Raw genomic sequence first — 17,722 nt, 5'->3', positions numbered from 1 at the left:
CTAGCCCTCCGTGCGCCGGCGGGACAGGACCACCAGGCCCGCGCCGGCTCCGGCGATCAGGACGATCCCGCCGCCGACCAGCAGCGCGTCCGGGCCGTCCTCCGGCGCGATGCCGGTGTTCACCGTCGTGACCCGCGTCCCCGGCCGCGGCGCCGCGCCCGGAGCGGGCCGCGCGCCGACGCCGTGGTTCGGCGGCGGCGGCGCCGCGGGAGTCGAGGGCGTCGTCGTCGCGCCGGACACCGGCGGGACCCCCGCCGAATAACTCGAGCTGCCGGTGCCCTCCGTGGGCTGTCCCGGCGCGGTGGCGCCCGTCGTGGTTTGGGTGCCCGAGCCGACCGGCGGCCGCGTCGCGGACGTCGACGACGAGGGGGCAGGGGCCGTGGCCGAGTCCGTCACCTCGCCGCCCGGCGCCGGCGGCGCCGCGGTCACCGTCACGACGGTCCCGGGCGCGGTGACCGTGCCACCGGGCACGGGGAAGGGGTACGGGACGGACACGGTGACCGTCGCCGTCGTGGGCGGCTGGGTCGTCGTCGGAGTGACGGTCGTGGTGCTGGTCACCGTAGCCGTCACGGTGTCCGTGATCGTGCTGGTCACCGGCGCGGGCACCGACGCCGAGGAGGTGGCGGTTCCCGGCGGCAGGGTGGGCACGGAACTTGTCGGTGCCGACGTGGTGGCAGGTGCCGACGTAGTGGCAGGCGCCGACGTAGTGGCAGGGGCCGTCGTGCTGGTGGCCGGCTCCGTCGTCGGGGCGGGTGCCGTCGTGGTCACGGGAGCGGTCGTGGTGGCCGGCGCACTGCTCGTCGGGGCGCTCGTGGCCGGCTCGGTGGTCGTCGTCGTGCCGGGCGCCGTACTCGTCGGTGCACTCGTGGCGGGCGCCGTCGTACTCGTCGGGGCGCTCGTGGCCTTAGCCGTGGTCGTGGCCGGAGCCGTCGTGGTGGCGGGCGCCGTGGTGACCGGTACCGTCCCCGTGCCCTGGCCGCCGGCGCCGGGGATCACGGTGTTGACGGGGATCGCGCCGCCGCCGACGGACACGGAGCCGGCGTTGGTGTATTGATCCAGCGTGTCGTCGGTGAGCCGCGAGAAGCCCATCAGCATGAAGACGCGGCCCACGTCGGCCGACTGCGGCGTGATCTGCACGACGGCCTTGGCGGCGGTGCATTCGAGCACCTTCAGCCGGTTCTTCGGCACGAAGGCCTGGCCGACGAGCTGCCCGGAGAGGTTGGCGGAGCCGGACCACATGGTGAAGGCGGTGCAGTCGACCGCCTGGCCGGGACCGGGGGTGTCCGTGAAGGTGATCGGCTGCGCGCCCGTGACGCGCGGCCCCGTGATCGCCCACTGGATGCGGGCGTCGGCGGGGATGCCGTCCTTGCCCGCGGCGCTCGGCGGCAACCACTTGGCCCACTTCGTCGCGGTGGTCGAGTAGTCGTTCTGCGGCAGGACGCCCACGTCGACCCGGTCCCGGTAGACGCTCCCGCTCGCGGTGAACACGAGGTCGTGCGGCCCGGGCTGGACGGACTGGCGCAGCTCGACGCTGAAGAAAGCGGAGCCGTGCACGCCGATGTGGCGCTCGGCGTAGTCGGTCACGGTGAACGTGACGACCTGCCCAGCGACGCCGGCCTTGGCCACGACCTCCCCCGCGCCGTCCTTGAGGTCGAAGTTCGTCCCGCCGAGGATCGCCAACTCCGGCGGCCCGGTCAGGGTGAAGGTGTCGCCGGCCGTGGTCCCGTCGGGCACCTGCCACTTCAGGTCGAGCGTCATCGCCGACCCGACCGTGGTGGAGCTCTGCCGCACGGACACGTCGGTGATGGCGGAGTCGACGGTGGCGGCGTTGGACCAGGCCACGGGGATGGCGACGAGGAGTCCGGCCGAGGCGACACCGCCGAGGATCCGCGACAACGGCAGCCGCCGGACGGTGGGGCGCGAAGGATTCATGGTCGTCTTTCGCTCGGGCCGGCGGCCCCCGAGGGAGGCGTCAACGCCTCCGCCGCCGGATGAAACTGGCGACGACGGGTCAGCCGGGTCGCCTGGACGCCACTTACCATAACTGCAATTCCCGGCCGGAACCGCCGCGAACACACGAACTGGAACGCGTGTCACAACTACTCTGACAAGTACTTTCGCCCAACTGGCGGCATCCGATCGTCCAGGACGAGCGCCTGACATTATGCCAATTGGGGCGCGGCACGCGCCTACGGTTGGCTGACGTCCTCGCCCTCGACGGGCATGTCCAGGACCTCCGACGGGGCGGTCAGCTCCAGGCCGAGGAGGGCGTTCTCCAGGACCTCGGTGAGGGCCGGGTGGATCCAGTACTGGCCGCGGGCCACCTCCCCCACGGTCTGCCCGAGCGACATGGCCTGGATGGCGGGCTGGATGAGCGTCGACGCCTGCGCGCCCATGATGTGGGCGCCGAGGAGCCGCCCGGTCCGGGGGTCGGCGAGCACCTTGCAGAGGCCCTCGGTGTCCTCCATGGCCCAGCCGTACGCCGTGTCGCCGTACCGTTGCACCTTCCCGACGTACGGCGTCCCGGCGGTCGCGAGGTCGCGTTCGGTCGCCCCCACCGACGCGATCTGCGGCGAGGTGAACACGGCCGAGGGCACGAATCGGTGGTCGAAGCTGCGCAGCGCCTCGGGGTGGGCGAGGTTGTGCGCCACGACGCGGGCCTCGTGGTTGGCGACGTGCTTGAGCTGGTACGGCGAGCTGACGTCGCCGAGGGCCCACACGCCCTGCACCGCGGTGCGCCCGTGGGCGTCCACGACGACCCGGCCGTCCTCGTGCACGCCGATGCCGGCGGCCGGCAGGTCAAGGTCCGGGGTGTTGGGGGCCCGGCCGGCGGCGACGAGCAGGACGTCGGCCGCGACGGTCGTCCCGTCCGTGAGCGTCGCCTCGACGCCCCCCTGCGGGCCGGGTCGCACGGCAATGAACTCGGTCCCCAGCCGGACGTCCCACCGCCGCTGCGCGATGTGCGTGAACGCCGCCGAGATCTCGTTGTCCTCCTTGCGGAGCATGGCCGGACCTCGGACGACGAGAGTGACGCGCGTCCCCAGCGCCGAGAACACGTGCGCGAATTCCGCGGCGATGAACCCGCCCCCGACGATGACGATCGATTCCGGCAGGGCGGGCAGGCGCATGACCGTGTCCGAGGTTTCGTACGGCACCCCCGCGTCGCGTATCAACTCCGGGATCTGCGCGGCTGACCCGGCCGCGATGACGATCTGATCGGCCGACAGCCTGCTCTCGCTGCCGTCGGCGCCGCGCACGGTCAGCTCGCGGGGGCCGGTGAAGCGGGCGCGGCCCTGCAGGACCCGCGTGTTCGGCCCGTTGCGCCGGTAGTCCAGCCCCGCGCCGGAGATCGGGTCGATCCGACCGAAGATCCGGTCCCGGATCGCCGGCCAGTCGACGGCCTCGATGCGAGCGCGCACGCCGTACCGGTGGGCATCCCGTACCGTCTCGGCGACCTCCGCGGCGTAGACGAACATCTTGGTGGGGATGCACCCGACGTTGAGGCAGGTGCCACCGAAGACGCCCGACTCGATGACCGCGACCTGTTTGTCGGCGAAGTCCGGGGTCACCAGGGAGTTGCCCGAGCCGGAACCGATGATGGCGAGGTCGACGTGGTCCACGCGTGTGAGGATAACGCCCGCGATTCGACCGACTTGGCCGGCCGCTGCGGCGCCCGGGCGCGGCGGCCGGGCGCGGCGGGCAGGGCGCGGCGGCCGGGTGAGGCCGGGGCTAGCGGCTGGTGTGGTCGCGCAGCTCTGTGATGTGCCGCGACACCGCCGGGTCCATGCCGAGCCCGATCGCCAAGTACGTCGCCAGGTAGTCCGTCGTCGCCATGAGCTGGGCCAACCGGGCCAGGCCGGGGCCGGGATCGGCCTGAACGGTGAGCACCTGCACCCCCGCGTCCTCCGCCGTGGCCACCACGCCGTCGACCAGGGCCGCCCGGTCGGCGTCCTCGGGGGACTCGATCGGGCCGGCCGCGTCGCGCAGCAGCAGCAGCCCCAGCTGCGGCTGCGGCGGGCCGTCGAGGAAGGGATCGGCGAAGATGTCGCGGCCCGCGGACAGGGCGGTCACGCCGTCCCCGCCGCCTGCGGTGAACGGCCCGTCGAACGTCGCCACGACCTGGGAGGCGGCGTCGGGCAGCACGCCGTACGTCGCGGGCACGCGGGCCGTCCGGGCCAACATCGAGGAGGCCCGCAGGGCGGCCACCCCACCGAGGTCGCCCTCCCCCAACACCACGGGCACCGTCTCGGCGATCTGCAGGGCGAGGATCTTGGCCGGGTTGACGAAGGCCTCGCTTGCGGGCCGGCAGGCCTCCGCGCACTCGTCCAGCCGATCGGCGACCTGCAGCAGCAGCGCGTCCGACACCTCGACGACGCCCAGGCGGTCGGCCGCCTGCAGGACCGGCGCCGTCATCGACCACAGCGAGGTCCGGCTCGACGTGCGGGGATTGCGACCGGCCGCGATGTGCACCCCGCGGGCCCGGGCACAGACCGCCGCCAGCGGCGAGTCCTCCGCGCCGACCGTGATCAGGGACGCGCCCCGGCGGGCCGCCTCGGCGGCGACGGCCAGCGGCCCCGGCGCGCGGCCGGACAGGGACACGGCCACGACGAGGTCGAGCGGGCCCACCCAGCCCGGCAGCGGGACGTTCCGGCGGATCGTCACGGGCACCGGCGAGCCCGGCTCGGCGAGCAGTTCCAGGATGTCGCCCACCACGGCGGACCCGCCGAGGGAGGCCACCAGCACCGACCGCGGCCGCTCCTGGCCGCGCAGCCGGTCGACGCCGGCGTCGGCCGCGAGCGTCATCGCCTCGCGCACCTGCGCCCCGGCCGTGGCCAGCGCGCGCAGCGTGTCCCGGCTGTCGATGAGAGCGACCCGCTGGGGGTCGTCCAGGACGGCTTCGTCGATCATCGGCATCTCGAGCCTCCTTCGTCCGCTGCCGCACGGCAGGCCCTCATGGGGCTGACGGTAGCGCCTCGTCGATGAGCAGGACCGGGATGCCGTCCTCGGTGCGGTAGGCGCGTCCCTCCGGCCGCTGCGGATCCATGCGACAGGCGCCGACGCAGTCGAGGAACTGCACTTCTGGGGATTCCGGGGACTGCCCGGCCGCGACCCGGTCGGTCAGCACCCCGCCGCACGCCGGGCAGCGCAGGATCTCCCGCAGCCACGGCTCGATCGAACGGCTCACGGCGTACCCCCGATCCCGCTGCCCCGGACGATGGCCAGGACGTCGTCGCGAACCTGCGCCATCGTGGCGGCGTCGCCGGCCTCGACATTCAGGCGCAGCAGCGGCTCGGTGTTGCTCGGCCGCAGGCTGAACCACCACATGGGCTCCCCGCGGTGCTCGACCGTGACGCCGTCGAGCGTGTCGACGTCGAGCGTGTCGACGTCGACCCCCTGCGGCCGGGCCCAGTCCAGGACGGCCTGGGTCGAGGCGGCGGTGTCGGCGACGGTGGAGTTGATCTCGCCGGAGGCGACGTACCGGTCGTACTGCGCCACCAGCGCCGACAGCGGCCCGTCCTGCTCCCCGAGCGCCGCCAGGACGTGCATGGCCGCGAGCATGCCGGTATCGGCGTACCAGAAGTCCTCGAAGTAGTAGTGCGCCGAGTGCTCCCCACCGAAGACGGCCCGCTCGGCCGCCATGGTGGCCTTGATGAAGCTGTGCCCGACCCGGGTGCGGACGCCCCGGGCGCCGAGCTCGGCGATGACCTCGCGGACGGCGTGGCTGCAGATCACGTTGTAGACGATGGTCACCTCGGCGGCCGGCGTGCCCGCGGCGACCAGCTTGCCGATCTCCCGCGCGGCCACCAGCGCGGTGATCGCCGACGGGCTGACCGGCTCGCCGCGCTCGTCCACGACGAAGCACCGGTCGGCGTCGCCGTCGAAGGCCAGCCCGAGGTCGGCCCCGTGCTCGACCACCGCGCGCTGCAGGTCGCGCAGGTTCTCCGGCTCCAGGGGGTTCGCCTCGTGGTTGGGGAAGGTGCCGTCGAGCTCGAAATACAGCGGTACGACGTCCAGGGGCAGGTCCGCGAGCACGGCGGGCACGGTGTGGCCGCCCATCCCGTTGCCGGCGTCGACGACGACCTTCAGCGGCCGGCTCCCGGACAGGTCGACCAGGCCGTTGAGGAAGGCGGCGTAGTCGGCCAGCAGGTCCCGCTCGGCGATCCGGCCCGGGGTCATCGGCAGGTCCTCGGCGGCGCCGTCCAGCAGCCCCTGGGCCACCCGCGTGATCTCGGCCAGCCCGGTGTCCTGGCCCACCGGACGCGCCCCCGAGCGGCACAACTTGATGCCGTTGTACTGGGCCGGGTTATGGCTGGCGGTGAACATCGCGCCGGGCATCCCGAGGGCGCCCGAGGCGTAGTAGAGGCCGTCCGTCGAACACAGCCCGATCAGCGTCACGTCGAGGCCGTGCTCGGCGACGCCCTGCGCGAACGCCCGGGACAGCTCCGGCGAGGAGGGCCGCATGTCGTGTCCGACGACCACGCCGCGGGCGCCGTCGGGCAGCGCGACCTCGGTCGCGAACGCGGCGCCGATGGCCCGCGCCACGCTCGCGTCGAGCTGGTCCGGGACGGTGCCCCGGACGTCGTAGGCCTTGATGAAGTCGGCTAGTCGGCGGTGCGTCACGCGAAAGAGCCTAATCGGCGCGGACGCTGGGCTTCACATGTCCCGCAGCACCCGCAGCTGGGGCCGGCCGAGCGGGGCGGGCTTGGTGGCGGGGCGGCCCGCCTCGGCGCCCTCGGCGGCCACGTCGGCCTCGGCCTCGTCCTGCGCGGCGCGGCGGCGCTTCGCCTCGGACCCGCGGGCCCGCGGGCGGGCGTCGACGGCGTCGGCCACGGCTAGGAGGTCGGCGTCCTCCTCGGGCTCCACCAGCTCGCCCACCAGCCGCACGACGTCCCAGCCCTTCGGAACGGTCAGGCGGGTGCCGTGGGTGGCGCACAGGTCGTAGGTGTGCGGCTCGGCGTACGTCGCGAGCGGCCCGAGCACGGCGGTTTGCTCCGCGTAGTTGTAGGTCAGCGTGGCGACTGCCGCCCGGGGACAAGCGGTCTTGGAACACCGACGCATGACTGTCACGGAAGTGAGGGTAACCCCCCGCCCCGCCGCGTGCCGAGCCCTACCCCCGCACGGGTTGGCGTGTCGTGCGGGGCAGTCGCGGCGCTGTCGGCGCCCCGTCCTACAGTGGGCGGCATGCCGCGAAGCGTCCGACCGACCGATCGCCGCCTCGGTCGGCGGGACCGCCATGGTCGGGGGGTCCGGGGCCCGCTCGCGTGGCCGCCCGTCCCGTCGATGCGGTCCCGCTCAGATGCCTTCGACGACCTCGTCCTCGACGCCGTCGAGCGGATCGAGCGGCGGTTGCCGCAGGGGCTGGGGGATGTGGAGCTGGCCGTCGAACTCGTGCCGCCGTCGGATCCCGCCCCCTGGGAGCCGCAGCAGGTGCCGCTGTCGCGCCTGTTCCCGGCGGACCGCGGGCTGGCGACGCGGGTGGTGCTCTATCGGCGGCCGATCGAGACCCGGGTCGACGACCCCCGCGACCTGGCGGCGGTCGTCAACGACGTCGTGGTGGAGCAGCTTGCGGTCGCCCTCGGCCTCGACCCCACCGAGCTGGACCCGGGCTACGAGGAGCGCAGCTGATCGGACGGCGCTCGGCGCTCAGACCGCGCGGCGCTTGAGCTTGCGGCGCTCCCGCTCCGACAGGCCGCCCCAGATGCCGAAGCGCTCGTCCTTGGCCAGGGCGTAGTCCAGGCACTCGGCCCGCACGTCACACCCCACGCAGACCCGTTTGGCCTCCCGGGTGGAGCCGCCCTTCTCGGGGAAGAACGCCTCCGGGTCGGTCTGGGCGCAGAGGGCGCGATCCTGCCAGGAGAGCTCGCCCTCCTCCACGTCCGGCTCGACTCCGAACACCAGCCGAAGCTCCTGCATGGCCCCTCCTGACGGGAAATGACACCCAGCCCCGTGCGCGGATGCGGTGACCCGCTCGACCGGTTCGACGACCGCCGGTCGATCACGAAGGCGACAACAGTGGAATTACACGCGTGTCATCTTGGATTCGTCAAGCGGTGATCTGGTAATGGACCAGGGCATTCGTTCAGGTCGAACGGCTGGTAGTGAACGCTCCGCGCAGCTCGCAGGTGGTCTGGCCGCCGCGCGGCGCCGTTGCGAAAAACCCCTTCCGTCCCGCGCGCACCAGTCAGGCCCCGCGCCCCGGCGCGGCAACGGGCCACACCCCGGTGGTTGGATGGCCGTCATGCGCATCACCGCCCTGGCCGGCGGGGTCGGCGGCGCCCGCTTCCTGCGGGGCCTGCGAGACCACCTGGACGCGACCGGCCACACCGACGCCGAGCTGACGATCATCGGCAACACCGGCGACGACATCACCCTGTTCGGCCTGCGCGTGTGTCCCGATCTGGACACCCTCGCCTACACCCTGGCGGACGCCGTCCACGAGGAGCAGGGCTGGGGCCGGGCGGACGAGCGCTTCACGCTGGCGGCGGAGTTCGCCGCGTACGGCGCCCAGCCGGATTGGTTCACCCTGGGCGATCGGGACCTCGCGCTGCACGTGCTGCGCAGCCAGTGGCTGGGCCACGGCATGACGCTGTCGGCGGCCACGGCGCGGGTGGCGGACCGCTTCGGTCTGCCCGACCGCGGGGTGCGGCTGTTGCCCATGTCGGACCAGCCCGTCGAGACGCACGTCGTGATCGACCGCGGGGAGGGCCCGGCGGCGGTGCACTTCCAGGAGTGGTGGGTCCGCCACCGGGCGGCCGTTGCGGCCCAGCGATTCGTGGCGGTGGGGATGGAGCACGCGACGGCGGCACCGGGGGTGCTCGACGCCATTCGGACCGCGGACGTGGTGCTCCTGCCGCCGTCGAACCCGGTCGTGTCCATCGGGATCGTGCTGCTGGTGCCGGGCGTTCGGGATGCGCTGCGGGGCACCGCGGCGCCGGTGGTGGGCGTCTCCCCCATCGTCGGCGGCGCCCCCGTCCGCGGGCACGCCGACGCCTGCCTCGCACCCCTCGGGGTGCCGGTCAGCTCCGCCGGGGTCGCCTCGCTCTACGCGGACTTCCTCGACGGCTGGCTCATCGACGCCGGTGAGAGCGGTGCGGAGGACGCGGTGGCGGCGGGCGGACGGTACGTCGTACGGCGTACCGACCTGCTCATGCCCGACCGCGCGGCCGCCGCGCGCCTGGCCGGCGACACCCTCGATCTCGCGTTGAGCCTGAGGGAAGGCTGACGGAGTGGCATCGCCCTCACCGACGGACGACCCGTTCCCTCAGGTTGAGTCTCAGCACGGCCCGGGGGTCGATTCGGCCGCCGCGGTCGAGATGTGGCCGTTGACCGGCATTCCCGAGATCGCGGCCGGTGCCGACCTCGCCGGCGAGCTGGTGGCCGCCCTGCGGCGCGCCCCCGGGGACCTGCGTGACGGCGACGTCCTCGTCGTGTCCAGCAAGGTGGTCAGCAAGGCCGCCGGGCTGCGCGCCCCCGCCGCGCACCGGGCGGGGCTGGTCCTGGCGGAGTCCGAGCGGGTGGTGGCCGAGCGGCTCGGGCCGGCCGGGGTCGCGCGCATCGTCGCCGCGAAGGCCGGGCCCGTGCTGGCCGGCGCGGGCATCGACGCCTCCAACCTCGGGTCCCTCCCCGTCGGCGCGGTGGACGCCGGGGGCCAGGGTGGCGACGTCCTTCTCCTCCCCCGCGATCCCGACGCCGCCGCGCGCGCCCTATTAATAGGAGTACGCGCCGCCCTCTCCGCCCGTGGGCTCGAGGCGCCCGACCGGCTGGGGCTGCTGGTCTCCGACACGGCGGGGCGACCCTGGCGAACAGGGCAGGCCGACATCGCGATCGGCGCGGCGGACATGCCCGTCGTCGAGGATCTGCGCGGCGGGGTCGATGCGGACGGGCGGCCCCTCGGCGTGACGGTCCGAGCGGTCGCCGACGAGCTCGCGAGTGCCGCCGACCTCGTCAAGGGCAAGGTGGCGCGGGTGCCCGCGGCGCTGGTGCGCGGGTGGACCTGGCCGGCGCCCCCCATCCCGGCGCCCGAGGCGGCCGCTGCAGAAGGCGCGGCGACGCTGATTCGTCGGGGCGGCGGCGATTGGTTCGCGCTCGGTCACGTCGAGGCGGTTCGCGCGGCGCTCGGCGTACGGCCCGGGACGCCCGAAGCCGTCGACGTCGGGATCCGCGCGACGACCTCCGAGGCCGTGCCCGCCCGCGTCGAGCGGGCCTGCCGCCTGGCGCTGTTCGACGGGCTGGGAACCATCCCCGCCGGACACCCGCGGGCGCACCTCGCGGGCACCCGGCCGGCCCTGGCCGGGGCGCGGGTGGACCTCGTGCAGTACGGCGTGGTCGCCGAGGCCCCCGACGAGCTCACCCTCGGGGTCGTGGTGGGCCGGCTGCTCCCGGCGCTGGCCGCGGAGGACGTGCCCGCCGCCTTCGCCCGCACCGAACCCGCGGGGACCGGTCATGGTCCCCGCGCCGTGATCGTCTTCGTCGGCGAGGGCTGACGCGCCCGCCGGTCGACACGGGACGAGCCGCGACCTCGTGCGGCGCCTGGGGGCGCCGACCGGAGGGGACGTGCCCCGGGAGCCGACGGGTCACCCGACCGCCCCGACCGGTAGCGTCACGCCATGGAACCTTCTCCCGCCGTGGTCGTCGACACGATTACCGCCCTCGTCGCGAGCGACTGGCCGACGGCGCCGGCCGAGGTCGAGCCGTGGCTGGTCGCGCACGGCGTACGACCTGAGCAGGTCCGCGAGATTCCCCCCAGCCCGCAGACCCTGCCTGGGGCGCGGCACTGGTCCGCCCGCGCCGGATCCGGCTGGGGGGAGGCGCAGCTCGGCTGGGTCGCCTACCACGAGGAGTTCGTCGGGCTGGCCTGGTTCCTGTGGCATACGGCCCCGACACCGGAGTTCCAGGGCGCCGCCCGCTCGCTGGCCGACGCGCTGAGCGCCGCGTACGGATCGCCCGAGGACACGACGGGCGCCCCAGAGCCGACGGACAGCACCGACGCCTCAGGCCGCACCGGGCAGGGCTGGACCAGCCTGTGGCGACTTCCCTCGCACACCATCGACCTGTACACCCACCTCGCTCGGTCGCCCCAACCCGGCCTGCCGCCCGTCGGGCAGTGCGTACAGCTGGAAGTCGACCTCAGCCGCCGGGCGGACGCGCTCGAGCAGGCCGCCCGGGAGCGGTTCACGCGGTGGTCTCCGCCCCAGGGGCCACCACGCTGACGCGGCGGCCCGGCTGCCACGTCCCGCGAAACGTTCCGGCACCCGAGCGCGGCCGATCAGCGTCGGGACCGCGCGACGCCTCAGCGCCAACCCCTGAGCGCCACCCCGCAGCGGGACGGCTCAGCGCGCCGACGATCCCGGCAGGTGGGTCCGCACCGACATCCGGGGGCCGCGCCGCGGTCGGGTCGCGCCGGTGAGCTCCAGCAGGCGCTGCACGCGATAGCGGTGCCCCGCGTACGGCGTGAGCAGCTCGGCCAGCCCCGCGTCGTCGGTCTCGACGCCCATCAGCGCCCAGCCGATGTTGCGGGCCACGTGATAGTCCCCGAAGCTCACCGCGTCCGCGTCGCCGAACGCCACGTGCGCCACCTCGGCCGCGGTCCAGACCCCGATACCGGGAACGGCCCGCAACCGCTCCCGGGCCGCGGCCGGCTCCAGCGCGCTGAGCCCCTCCAGGCGCCCCGCCCGCCGGACCGCCCGCATCACCGTGTCCGATCGATGGCTGTCGACGCCCGCTCGCAGCCACTCCCAGGACGGGATCGCCGCCCACCCCGCGGCCGACGGCGCGATCATCAACCCCAGCTCCGGCCCAGGCCCCGGGGCGGGCTCGCCGAATCGCCGGACCAGCACCCGGTACGCCCCGAACGCCTCCGCGCCCGTCACCTTCTGCTCGATGATCGCCGGCACCAATGACTCCAGGACCAGCGTGGTCCGCGGCACCCGCCACCCGACGAACCGCCGCCGCGCCGCCGCCACGGGCGCGTGCCGCGGCACGAACTCCGTGTCGTCGTCGCCCTCCCCCAGGATCGCCGGGAGCGCCTCCAGCACCCATGCGCGTCCCGGGCCCCACGCCTGGGCACGCACCGTCCCGGCAGCTCGGTCCTCCGCCAGGTGCAGAGTGACGGGCCCGTCCGGCGTGCGCCAGCCCTTCCAGAAGGCCTCCTGGCCCTCGCCCCGCCAGGTGGGGTCGCCCGCGCCCCGGCGTACGACCGCGAGCGCCGCGACCAGGTGCACCCGCCGCGGCAGCTCGACCACCCGCTCGGAGACCGCCCCGCCGGCGCCTCCCGCGGCGGAGTGCGCCGCCCTGGGGGCCGGCGTCACAGGCGCTGACGTGCGGGTCTCCATGGCTGCACAGGGTAGCTTGGCGGGGTGACACTGCCCCGCACCATCCTCGACGCGCTGCTGCGCGACGACGCGACCAAGCCGCGGCTGACCTGGTACGGACCCGGCGGCGAGCGCGTCGAACTGTCCGCCCGGGTGTTCGACAACTGGGTGGCGAAGGCGGCCAACCTGCTGACGGAGGAGGCCGACGTCGGGCCGGGGATGATGGTGGCCCTGGACCTACCGGCGGGGCACTGGCGCGCGGCGTACTGGGCCTTCGCCGCCTGGAGCTGCGGGGCCACGCTGCGTCTCGACGGCGACCGGGATGCCGACGTGCTGGTGACGTGCGATCCGGTGGCCGCGATCGAGGCGACCGGCTCCCTGCGGGTCCTGGTGACGACCGCCGCGCTGGCCCGGTCCCATCCCGACGGCACCCCGCCCGGGGTGATCGACGAGGCGGCGGAGCTCGCGACGTACGGCGACCGCTTCGTGCCGCTGCAGCAGGCGCGGGACGCGGACCCGGCGCTGGTGGCGGGCGACGGCACCGCCTGGCCCTATGCAAGCCTCGTCGGCGACCGACCCGTCGACGGGATCCGGCGGCACATCGACGCCACCCGCGGCGACGTCGCCGCGCGGCTGCGGCTCATGCTCGCGGTCTGGGACGCGCGCGGGTCGATCGTCGTGACCAGCGGCGGCGGCGACGCCCTACGGCGGATCCTGGACTCCGAAGGGGTCGACGAGACGGACTAACCCGTCAGCGCACCGACGCCGGATCCATGACCGACCAGGTCTTCTGGTCGAGCGCGCCGGTGACGGGGAGCCCCTTGGAGCGCTGCCAGCGCTTCACCTCGGTCCAGGTCGTCCAGTCGAACTTGCTGGTCGTCGGCAGGCCCAGCAGGCGCTGCGCGGTCAGCACCTCCGCGCCGGTGGCGCCGAACACCGTCGTGGCGTGCGAGGTGCGCGGCGCGGCGACCGGCGCCGGACAGTCGTCGATGAACCGGCCGGAGTAGAGCGCCGCCGGCTCCGTCGCGGCGGTGTAGACCCGGCACGGCCCCTCGTCCCACGTGGTCAGCGCCACCCCCGTCCACCAGGAGGTGTTCTTCATCGCGCCGTCCCAGGTCAGGGAGGTGTGGATGTGGTCGGTGTGCGGGCTCGACCCGGAGTAGGGCTGCCAGCCGCCCCCGATGTCCCAGGTGCCCCAGATCTGGCGGTTCCAGATGAGGTACATGACGCCCAGCCGGCGCGCCATCGCGCCGTTGTCGGCGGTGAGCCAGGTGACGATGTCGTCGGCGACCTTCTTCTGGGCCGGGTCGGCGGCGTTGATCATGAAGTCGACGGCGCGGCCGTCCTTGTGCTCGCTGGTGCCGGACTCGGTGCAGGAGCGGGAGATGCCGTAGACGGTCTTGGGGTAGATGGTCTTGAGCAGCTCGCCGTACGCGATCGAACCCGGCTTGTCCGTCGGGTCGCAGCTGATCTGCGCGGTGTAGTCGCCGAGGCGGTCCAGGGCGGCGGGCAGCTGTACCTGCGGCGTCGGCATGGTCGTGCCGGTGGCGGGCGGCTTCGGGGCCACCTTGGGTCGGCGCGCGATCGCACTGCCCCGGCCGTACGACGCCCCGGTGATCGCCACATCGGGGTCGGCGGCCGAGGGCACCGCGGCGTATCCGGGGGCGACCGCCAGCACGCCGAGCGCCAGCGCCGAGGCCAACAAAGAGGACACGCCGCGTGCTCGAGAGGTCATGTGGGTCTCATCGGCCAAAGCCACACGCACGTGAGGGCCACCCGCTTGGCCCCGGCCGGTAGATTCGCGGCCATGGACAAAGTGGTCTCAAGTGCCGCCGAGGCGGTTAAGGACATCCCGGACGGGGCATCGCTCGCGGTCGGTGGTTTCGGCCTCTGCGGGATCCCCAGCGTGCTCATCAAGGCCCTCCACGAGCAGGGCACATCGGACCTCGAAGTCGTCAGCAACAACTGCGGCGTGGACGACTGGGGCCTAGGAATCCTCTTGGCCGACAAGAAGATCCGGCGCATCCAGGCCAGCTACGTCGGGGAGAACAAGGAGTTCGCCCGGCAATACCTCTCCGGCGAACTGGAGGTCGAGCTCACCCCCCAGGGCACGCTCGCCGAGAAGATGCGCGCCGGCGGTTCCGGCATCGCCGCGTTCTTCACCCGCACCGGCGTCGGCACCCAGGTCGCCGAGGGCGGCCTGCCGCTGAAGTACGCCGCGGACGGATCCATCGAGAAGGCGTCCGACGCCAAGGAGACCCGCGAGTTCGAGGTCAACGGCGAGCAGGAGACCTTCGTGCTGGAGCCCTCGATCCAGTGCGACTACGGGCTGGTCCGGGCCTGGAAGGGCGACCGGCACGGCAACCTCGTGTTCCACAAGTCGGCGCGCAACTTCAACCCGCTGGCCGCCATGGCCGGCAAGATCACCATCGCCGAGGTCGAGCACCTCTACGACCCGGGCGATCTGGCCCCGGACGAGATCCACCTGCCAGGCATCTTCGTCCAGCGGGTTGTGCACCTCGACGACGTGCAGCGCCACGACAAGCGCATCGAGAAGCGGACCGTCACGCCCACGCCGTTCCCCGCGGGTGCCGGCAGCGAGGACCAGGAGGACGAGGACTGATGGCACTCACGCGTGAGGAGATGGCCGCCAGGGCGGCCAAGGAGCTCAAGGACGGCGACTACGTCAACCTCGGGATCGGCCTGCCGACCCTGGTGCCGAACTACGTCGGCGACGACGTCGAGCTCGTGCTGCAGTCCGAGAACGGCATCCTCGGCGTCGGTGCGTACCCGTTCGACGCCGACGTCGACCCTGACCTCATCAACGCCGGCAAGGAGACCGTCACGACCCGTCGGGGCGCGAGCTTCTTCGACTCGGCGACCAGCTTCGGGATGATCCGCGGCGGCAAGGTCGACGCCGCGATCCTCGGCGCCATGCAGATCAGCGAGAAGGGCGACATCGCCAACTGGATGATCCCCGGCAAGATGGTCAAGGGCATGGGCGGCGCGATGGACCTGGTCCACGGCGCGAAGAAGGTCATCGTCCTGATGGAGCACGTCGCCAAGGGCGGCGCCCACAAGATCCTGAAGGAGTGCGAGCTGCCGCTGACCGGCAAGCGCGTGGTCCAGCGGATCATCACGGACCTGGCCGTCATGGACGTGACGGACGAGGGCTTGGTGTTGCGTGAGCTCGCCCCGGGCGTCACCGAGGCCGAGGTCAAGGAGGCCACCGGCTGCGAGCTGATCGTCAAGCTCGACGGCTGAGCGCCGGGACGAGCAACGACGGAGGGGGTACGGCGCGTCGCCGTACCCCCTCCGCTCGCGTTCGCGAACGCGTCACGAGACGGGCAACCGTCCCGCCCAGCCGCCGCCGAGCCGGGCGACGGCGCCGGTGAACCCGCCCCGCCCGTCGCCGGAGTAGCGCAGCAGGGTGCCCGAGCCGTCGATCGCGAGGATGTCGGAGCTGCCGTCGCCGTCGGCGTCGCCGACGGACCACACCGCGGCCATCGGGGACCATCCGTTACCGATCTTGCGCTGGCCCTTGATCTGGCCGGCGCCGTTGCCCGAGTAGAGGTAGAGGTCGCCGGTGGTGGTGACGCCGAGCAGGTCGTCGTTCCCGTCGCCGTCGAAGTCTCCCGGCGTGACCAGCTTGACGATGCCGCCCCAACCGGTGCCGATGTTGATCGGGACGGTGAGATTGCGGCCGTTGCCCAGCGAGATGACCAGGCGCTGGGTGTCGGTGTCGATGGCCAGGACGTCGGGCTTGCCGTCGGCGTTCCAGTCGCCGGCGCCGATGAAGGACCGGTAGTGGGTCCAGCCGTTGCCGATCTGATATTGGGTCAGCCAACCGCCCGAGCCGTCGCCGGCGTAGAAGTAGAGCCGGCCGTCCTTGAGACGCCCGATGATGTCGGGCTTGCCGTCGCCGTTGAAGTCGCGCGCGGAGAACAGGTCGGTCATCCCACCCCAGCCGACGCCCACCGTGCGTCCCGCGCCGAACCGCGCGTCGCCGTCGGTCCCCTCGCCGGGGTGCAGCAGCAGGTCGCCGCCGGCGTCGCGGGCCAGGATGTCCGCGGTCCCGTCGCCGTCGTAGTCCCGTACGTCGGGGCTGGAGGCGACCTGGAACCACGCGGAGCGCGTCTTCATGAGGCCGCGGAGCTCCTCGCCGCTGACGGTCGCGGTGCCGGCCTCGCCCTCCAGGCGCGCGGTGAGGATCCGGCCGCCGTACTCGCCCCGACCGTCCCGGGTGAGGATGACCAGCCGGCGGAACTTGCCGATGCCGCGCGCGTTGTCGAGGTTGCTCGCCGGGATCGTCGCCGTCCAGGTGTTGCCGGCGTTGGGCACGGCCCCGTCGTACGGGTCGGCCTTGACCGCGAAGTAGGGCTGCCCGCCGACGGTATAGCCGCCGTTGCTCGCCGAGAACTCGGCGCTGATCAGCGCGCCGTTGTAGGTGAGCACGACGCCGGCCGTCGCCGCGATCGCGGCGTCGGTGCGCGCGTCTTCCTTCGGGGTGCGCGCCCCGCCCGAGATCTGCGCGGCGCCCGAATACACCTGACAGGTGATGGTGTCGCAGATGTCGTACCAGGAGCCGGCCGCGCGCTGCGCCTGGCGATAGCGGGCCGCGTACGTGCGGGCCGCGACGGTCTGCGCGTTGAGCGCCGACGCGCCCCAGGAGGCGGGCATCTCGTTGGGGATGACGCCGCGCAGGTAGGTCTCCATGGTGGTGAAGAGCACGCTGCGGACCGCCCCGGAGACGACGCTGGCGTGCACCTCGCCGCGGACCTCCTCCCAGACGCCGCCGGGCAGCAGGACCCTGACGATGCCGGCGTCCGAGGCGAAGGCCACGTCCGAACCCAGCGTCAGCCCGGCCGGGGTGAAGGGCTTCCACGCCCCCGCGGCGTCCTTGTAGTCCAGCTTGACGGGATTGGCCCCGCTCACCCGCCAGGCGGTATAGCCCGCCCCCGTCGGCAGGGTGACCCGGCCCCCGGGCACGACGACCCGCAGCCCCTCGGCGGGCGCGACGACGGTGTCGCCGTCCGCGTCGGACAGGGCCACCCGGATCGCGTCGTTGGGGATCGAGGTGCGCGCGGTGCCGGGGTAGTAGAAGTCCAGGATCTGGGTGTAACTCAGGCCCTTGGTGGCGGCGCCGTACGCCCCCCATTGGCTCATGCCGCGGCCGTGGCCGTAGCCGTGGCCGACCACGCTGAATTGCCCGGATCCGGGCCGGGGACTGACCTCGGCGGCGGTGGCGGGAGCGGCGAACTGAAGCGGCGCGACGACGCCGGTGACGAGCGCCGCGAGCCGGAGGGCAGCGCGACGCAGGCAGGGATGACTATTCATGATGGTTTTCCTTTCGGCCCGCGGTGCCAGAGTCCGAGGCCTGCGGCGAGGGTACCCGACGAAGATCTCGATCC

General features: G+C 73.5%; 17 protein-coding genes. 7 read left to right on the top strand and 10 right to left on the bottom strand.

What is annotated here, in order from left to right:
* The 6 genes from IPK37_14500 to IPK37_14475 all read right to left on the bottom strand — a co-directional run bounded on the left by IPK37_14500 (position 1) and on the right by IPK37_14475 (position 7,068).
* Entirely contained in the window at positions 1-1,932 is a 1,932-nt protein-coding gene (locus tag IPK37_14500; protein ID QQS00122.1) for a hypothetical protein, read from the bottom strand.
* 257 nt (positions 1,933-2,189) lie between these two features.
* Positions 2,190-3,620, bottom strand: coding sequence for a mycothione reductase (locus IPK37_14495; GenBank protein QQS00121.1), 1,431 nt, complete (start codon positions 3,618-3,620; stop codon positions 2,190-2,192).
* Between the two features lie 109 nt (positions 3,621-3,729).
* A complete protein-coding gene (locus tag IPK37_14490; GenBank protein ID QQS00120.1) occupies positions 3,730-4,914 on the bottom strand; it encodes a phosphosugar isomerase in 1,185 nt (394 codons plus the stop codon).
* Between the two features lie 37 nt (positions 4,915-4,951).
* Positions 4,952-5,185 carry a hypothetical protein gene (locus IPK37_14485; GenBank protein ID QQS00119.1) on the bottom strand — a complete coding sequence of 78 codons (234 nt, stop codon included), beginning with the start codon at positions 5,183-5,185 and terminating at the stop codon, positions 4,952-4,954.
* Complete coding sequence (locus IPK37_14480) at positions 5,182-6,621, bottom strand: phosphomannomutase/phosphoglucomutase (protein ID QQS00118.1); 1,440 nt, start codon at positions 6,619-6,621, stop codon at positions 5,182-5,184. Before IPK37_14480 ends, IPK37_14485 begins: the two co-directional genes overlap by 4 nt.
* Before the next feature lie 33 nt (positions 6,622-6,654).
* On the bottom strand, positions 6,655-7,068 hold the full coding sequence (locus IPK37_14475; protein ID QQS00117.1) for a DUF3499 domain-containing protein: 414 nt from the start codon (positions 7,066-7,068) through the stop codon (positions 6,655-6,657).
* 213 nt (positions 7,069-7,281) lie between these two features.
* On the opposite strand from IPK37_14475, the gene IPK37_14470 reads away from it, so the two are divergent.
* Positions 7,282-7,626 carry a metallopeptidase family protein gene (locus IPK37_14470; protein ID QQS02898.1) on the top strand — a complete coding sequence of 115 codons (345 nt, stop codon included), beginning with the start codon at positions 7,282-7,284 and terminating at the stop codon, positions 7,624-7,626.
* An 18-nt stretch (positions 7,627-7,644) separates the two neighbouring features.
* Here IPK37_14470 and IPK37_14465 read toward each other — a convergent pair whose 3' ends face one another.
* Entirely contained in the window at positions 7,645-7,914 is a 270-nt protein-coding gene (locus tag IPK37_14465; GenBank protein QQS00116.1) for a WhiB family transcriptional regulator, read from the bottom strand.
* A gap of 325 nt (positions 7,915-8,239) precedes the next feature.
* Between IPK37_14465 and cofD the strand changes: the two genes are divergently transcribed.
* The 3 genes from cofD to IPK37_14450 all read left to right on the top strand — a co-directional run bounded on the left by cofD (position 8,240) and on the right by IPK37_14450 (position 11,210).
* Entirely contained in the window at positions 8,240-9,223 is a 984-nt protein-coding gene (gene cofD, locus IPK37_14460) for a 2-phospho-L-lactate transferase (protein QQS00115.1), read from the top strand.
* 100 nt (positions 9,224-9,323) lie between these two features.
* Positions 9,324-10,484, top strand: coding sequence for a coenzyme F420-0:L-glutamate ligase (locus IPK37_14455; protein ID QQS00114.1), 1,161 nt, complete (start codon positions 9,324-9,326; stop codon positions 10,482-10,484).
* A gap of 123 nt (positions 10,485-10,607) precedes the next feature.
* Entirely contained in the window at positions 10,608-11,210 is a 603-nt protein-coding gene (locus IPK37_14450; GenBank protein QQS00113.1) for a hypothetical protein, read from the top strand.
* 120 nt (positions 11,211-11,330) lie between these two features.
* Here IPK37_14450 and IPK37_14445 read toward each other — a convergent pair whose 3' ends face one another.
* Positions 11,331-12,215 (bottom strand): DNA-3-methyladenine glycosylase 2 family protein, encoded by an 885-nt coding sequence (locus tag IPK37_14445; GenBank protein QQS02897.1) that lies wholly within the window; start codon positions 12,213-12,215, stop codon positions 11,331-11,333.
* A 141-nt stretch (positions 12,216-12,356) separates the two neighbouring features.
* On the opposite strand from IPK37_14445, the gene IPK37_14440 reads away from it, so the two are divergent.
* Positions 12,357-13,058: a TIGR03089 family protein gene (locus IPK37_14440; protein ID QQS00112.1), complete on the top strand. Its 702-nt coding sequence runs from the start codon at positions 12,357-12,359 to the stop codon at positions 13,056-13,058.
* A 4-nt stretch (positions 13,059-13,062) separates the two neighbouring features.
* Here IPK37_14440 and IPK37_14435 read toward each other — a convergent pair whose 3' ends face one another.
* Positions 13,063-14,046, bottom strand: coding sequence for a peptidoglycan-binding protein (locus IPK37_14435; GenBank protein QQS00111.1), 984 nt, complete (start codon positions 14,044-14,046; stop codon positions 13,063-13,065).
* Positions 14,047-14,118: 72 nt separating this feature from the next.
* On the opposite strand from IPK37_14435, the gene IPK37_14430 reads away from it, so the two are divergent.
* Together IPK37_14430 and IPK37_14425 are read left to right on the top strand one after the other, a co-directional pair.
* A complete protein-coding gene (locus IPK37_14430) occupies positions 14,119-14,934 on the top strand; it encodes a CoA transferase subunit A (GenBank protein QQS00110.1) in 816 nt (271 codons plus the stop codon).
* Positions 14,934-15,575 (top strand): CoA transferase subunit B, encoded by a 642-nt coding sequence (locus IPK37_14425; protein QQS00109.1) that lies wholly within the window; start codon positions 14,934-14,936, stop codon positions 15,573-15,575. The genes IPK37_14430 and IPK37_14425 overlap by 1 nt, the downstream gene beginning before the upstream one ends.
* Before the next feature lie 72 nt (positions 15,576-15,647).
* On the opposite strand, the gene IPK37_14420 is transcribed toward IPK37_14425, so the two are convergent.
* The gene (locus IPK37_14420; GenBank protein ID QQS00108.1) at positions 15,648-17,648 is read right to left on the bottom strand and encodes a SpoIID/LytB domain-containing protein; all 2,001 of its coding nucleotides are present in this window, start codon (positions 17,646-17,648) and stop codon (positions 15,648-15,650) included.
* Positions 17,649-17,722: the final 74 nt, after the last annotated feature.

The sequence above is a fragment of the Austwickia sp. genome (genome assembly GCA_016699675.1).
Taxonomy (GTDB): Bacteria; Actinomycetota; Actinomycetes; order Actinomycetales; family Dermatophilaceae; genus Austwickia.
This window is presented reverse-complemented; position numbering and strand designations above follow the sequence as displayed.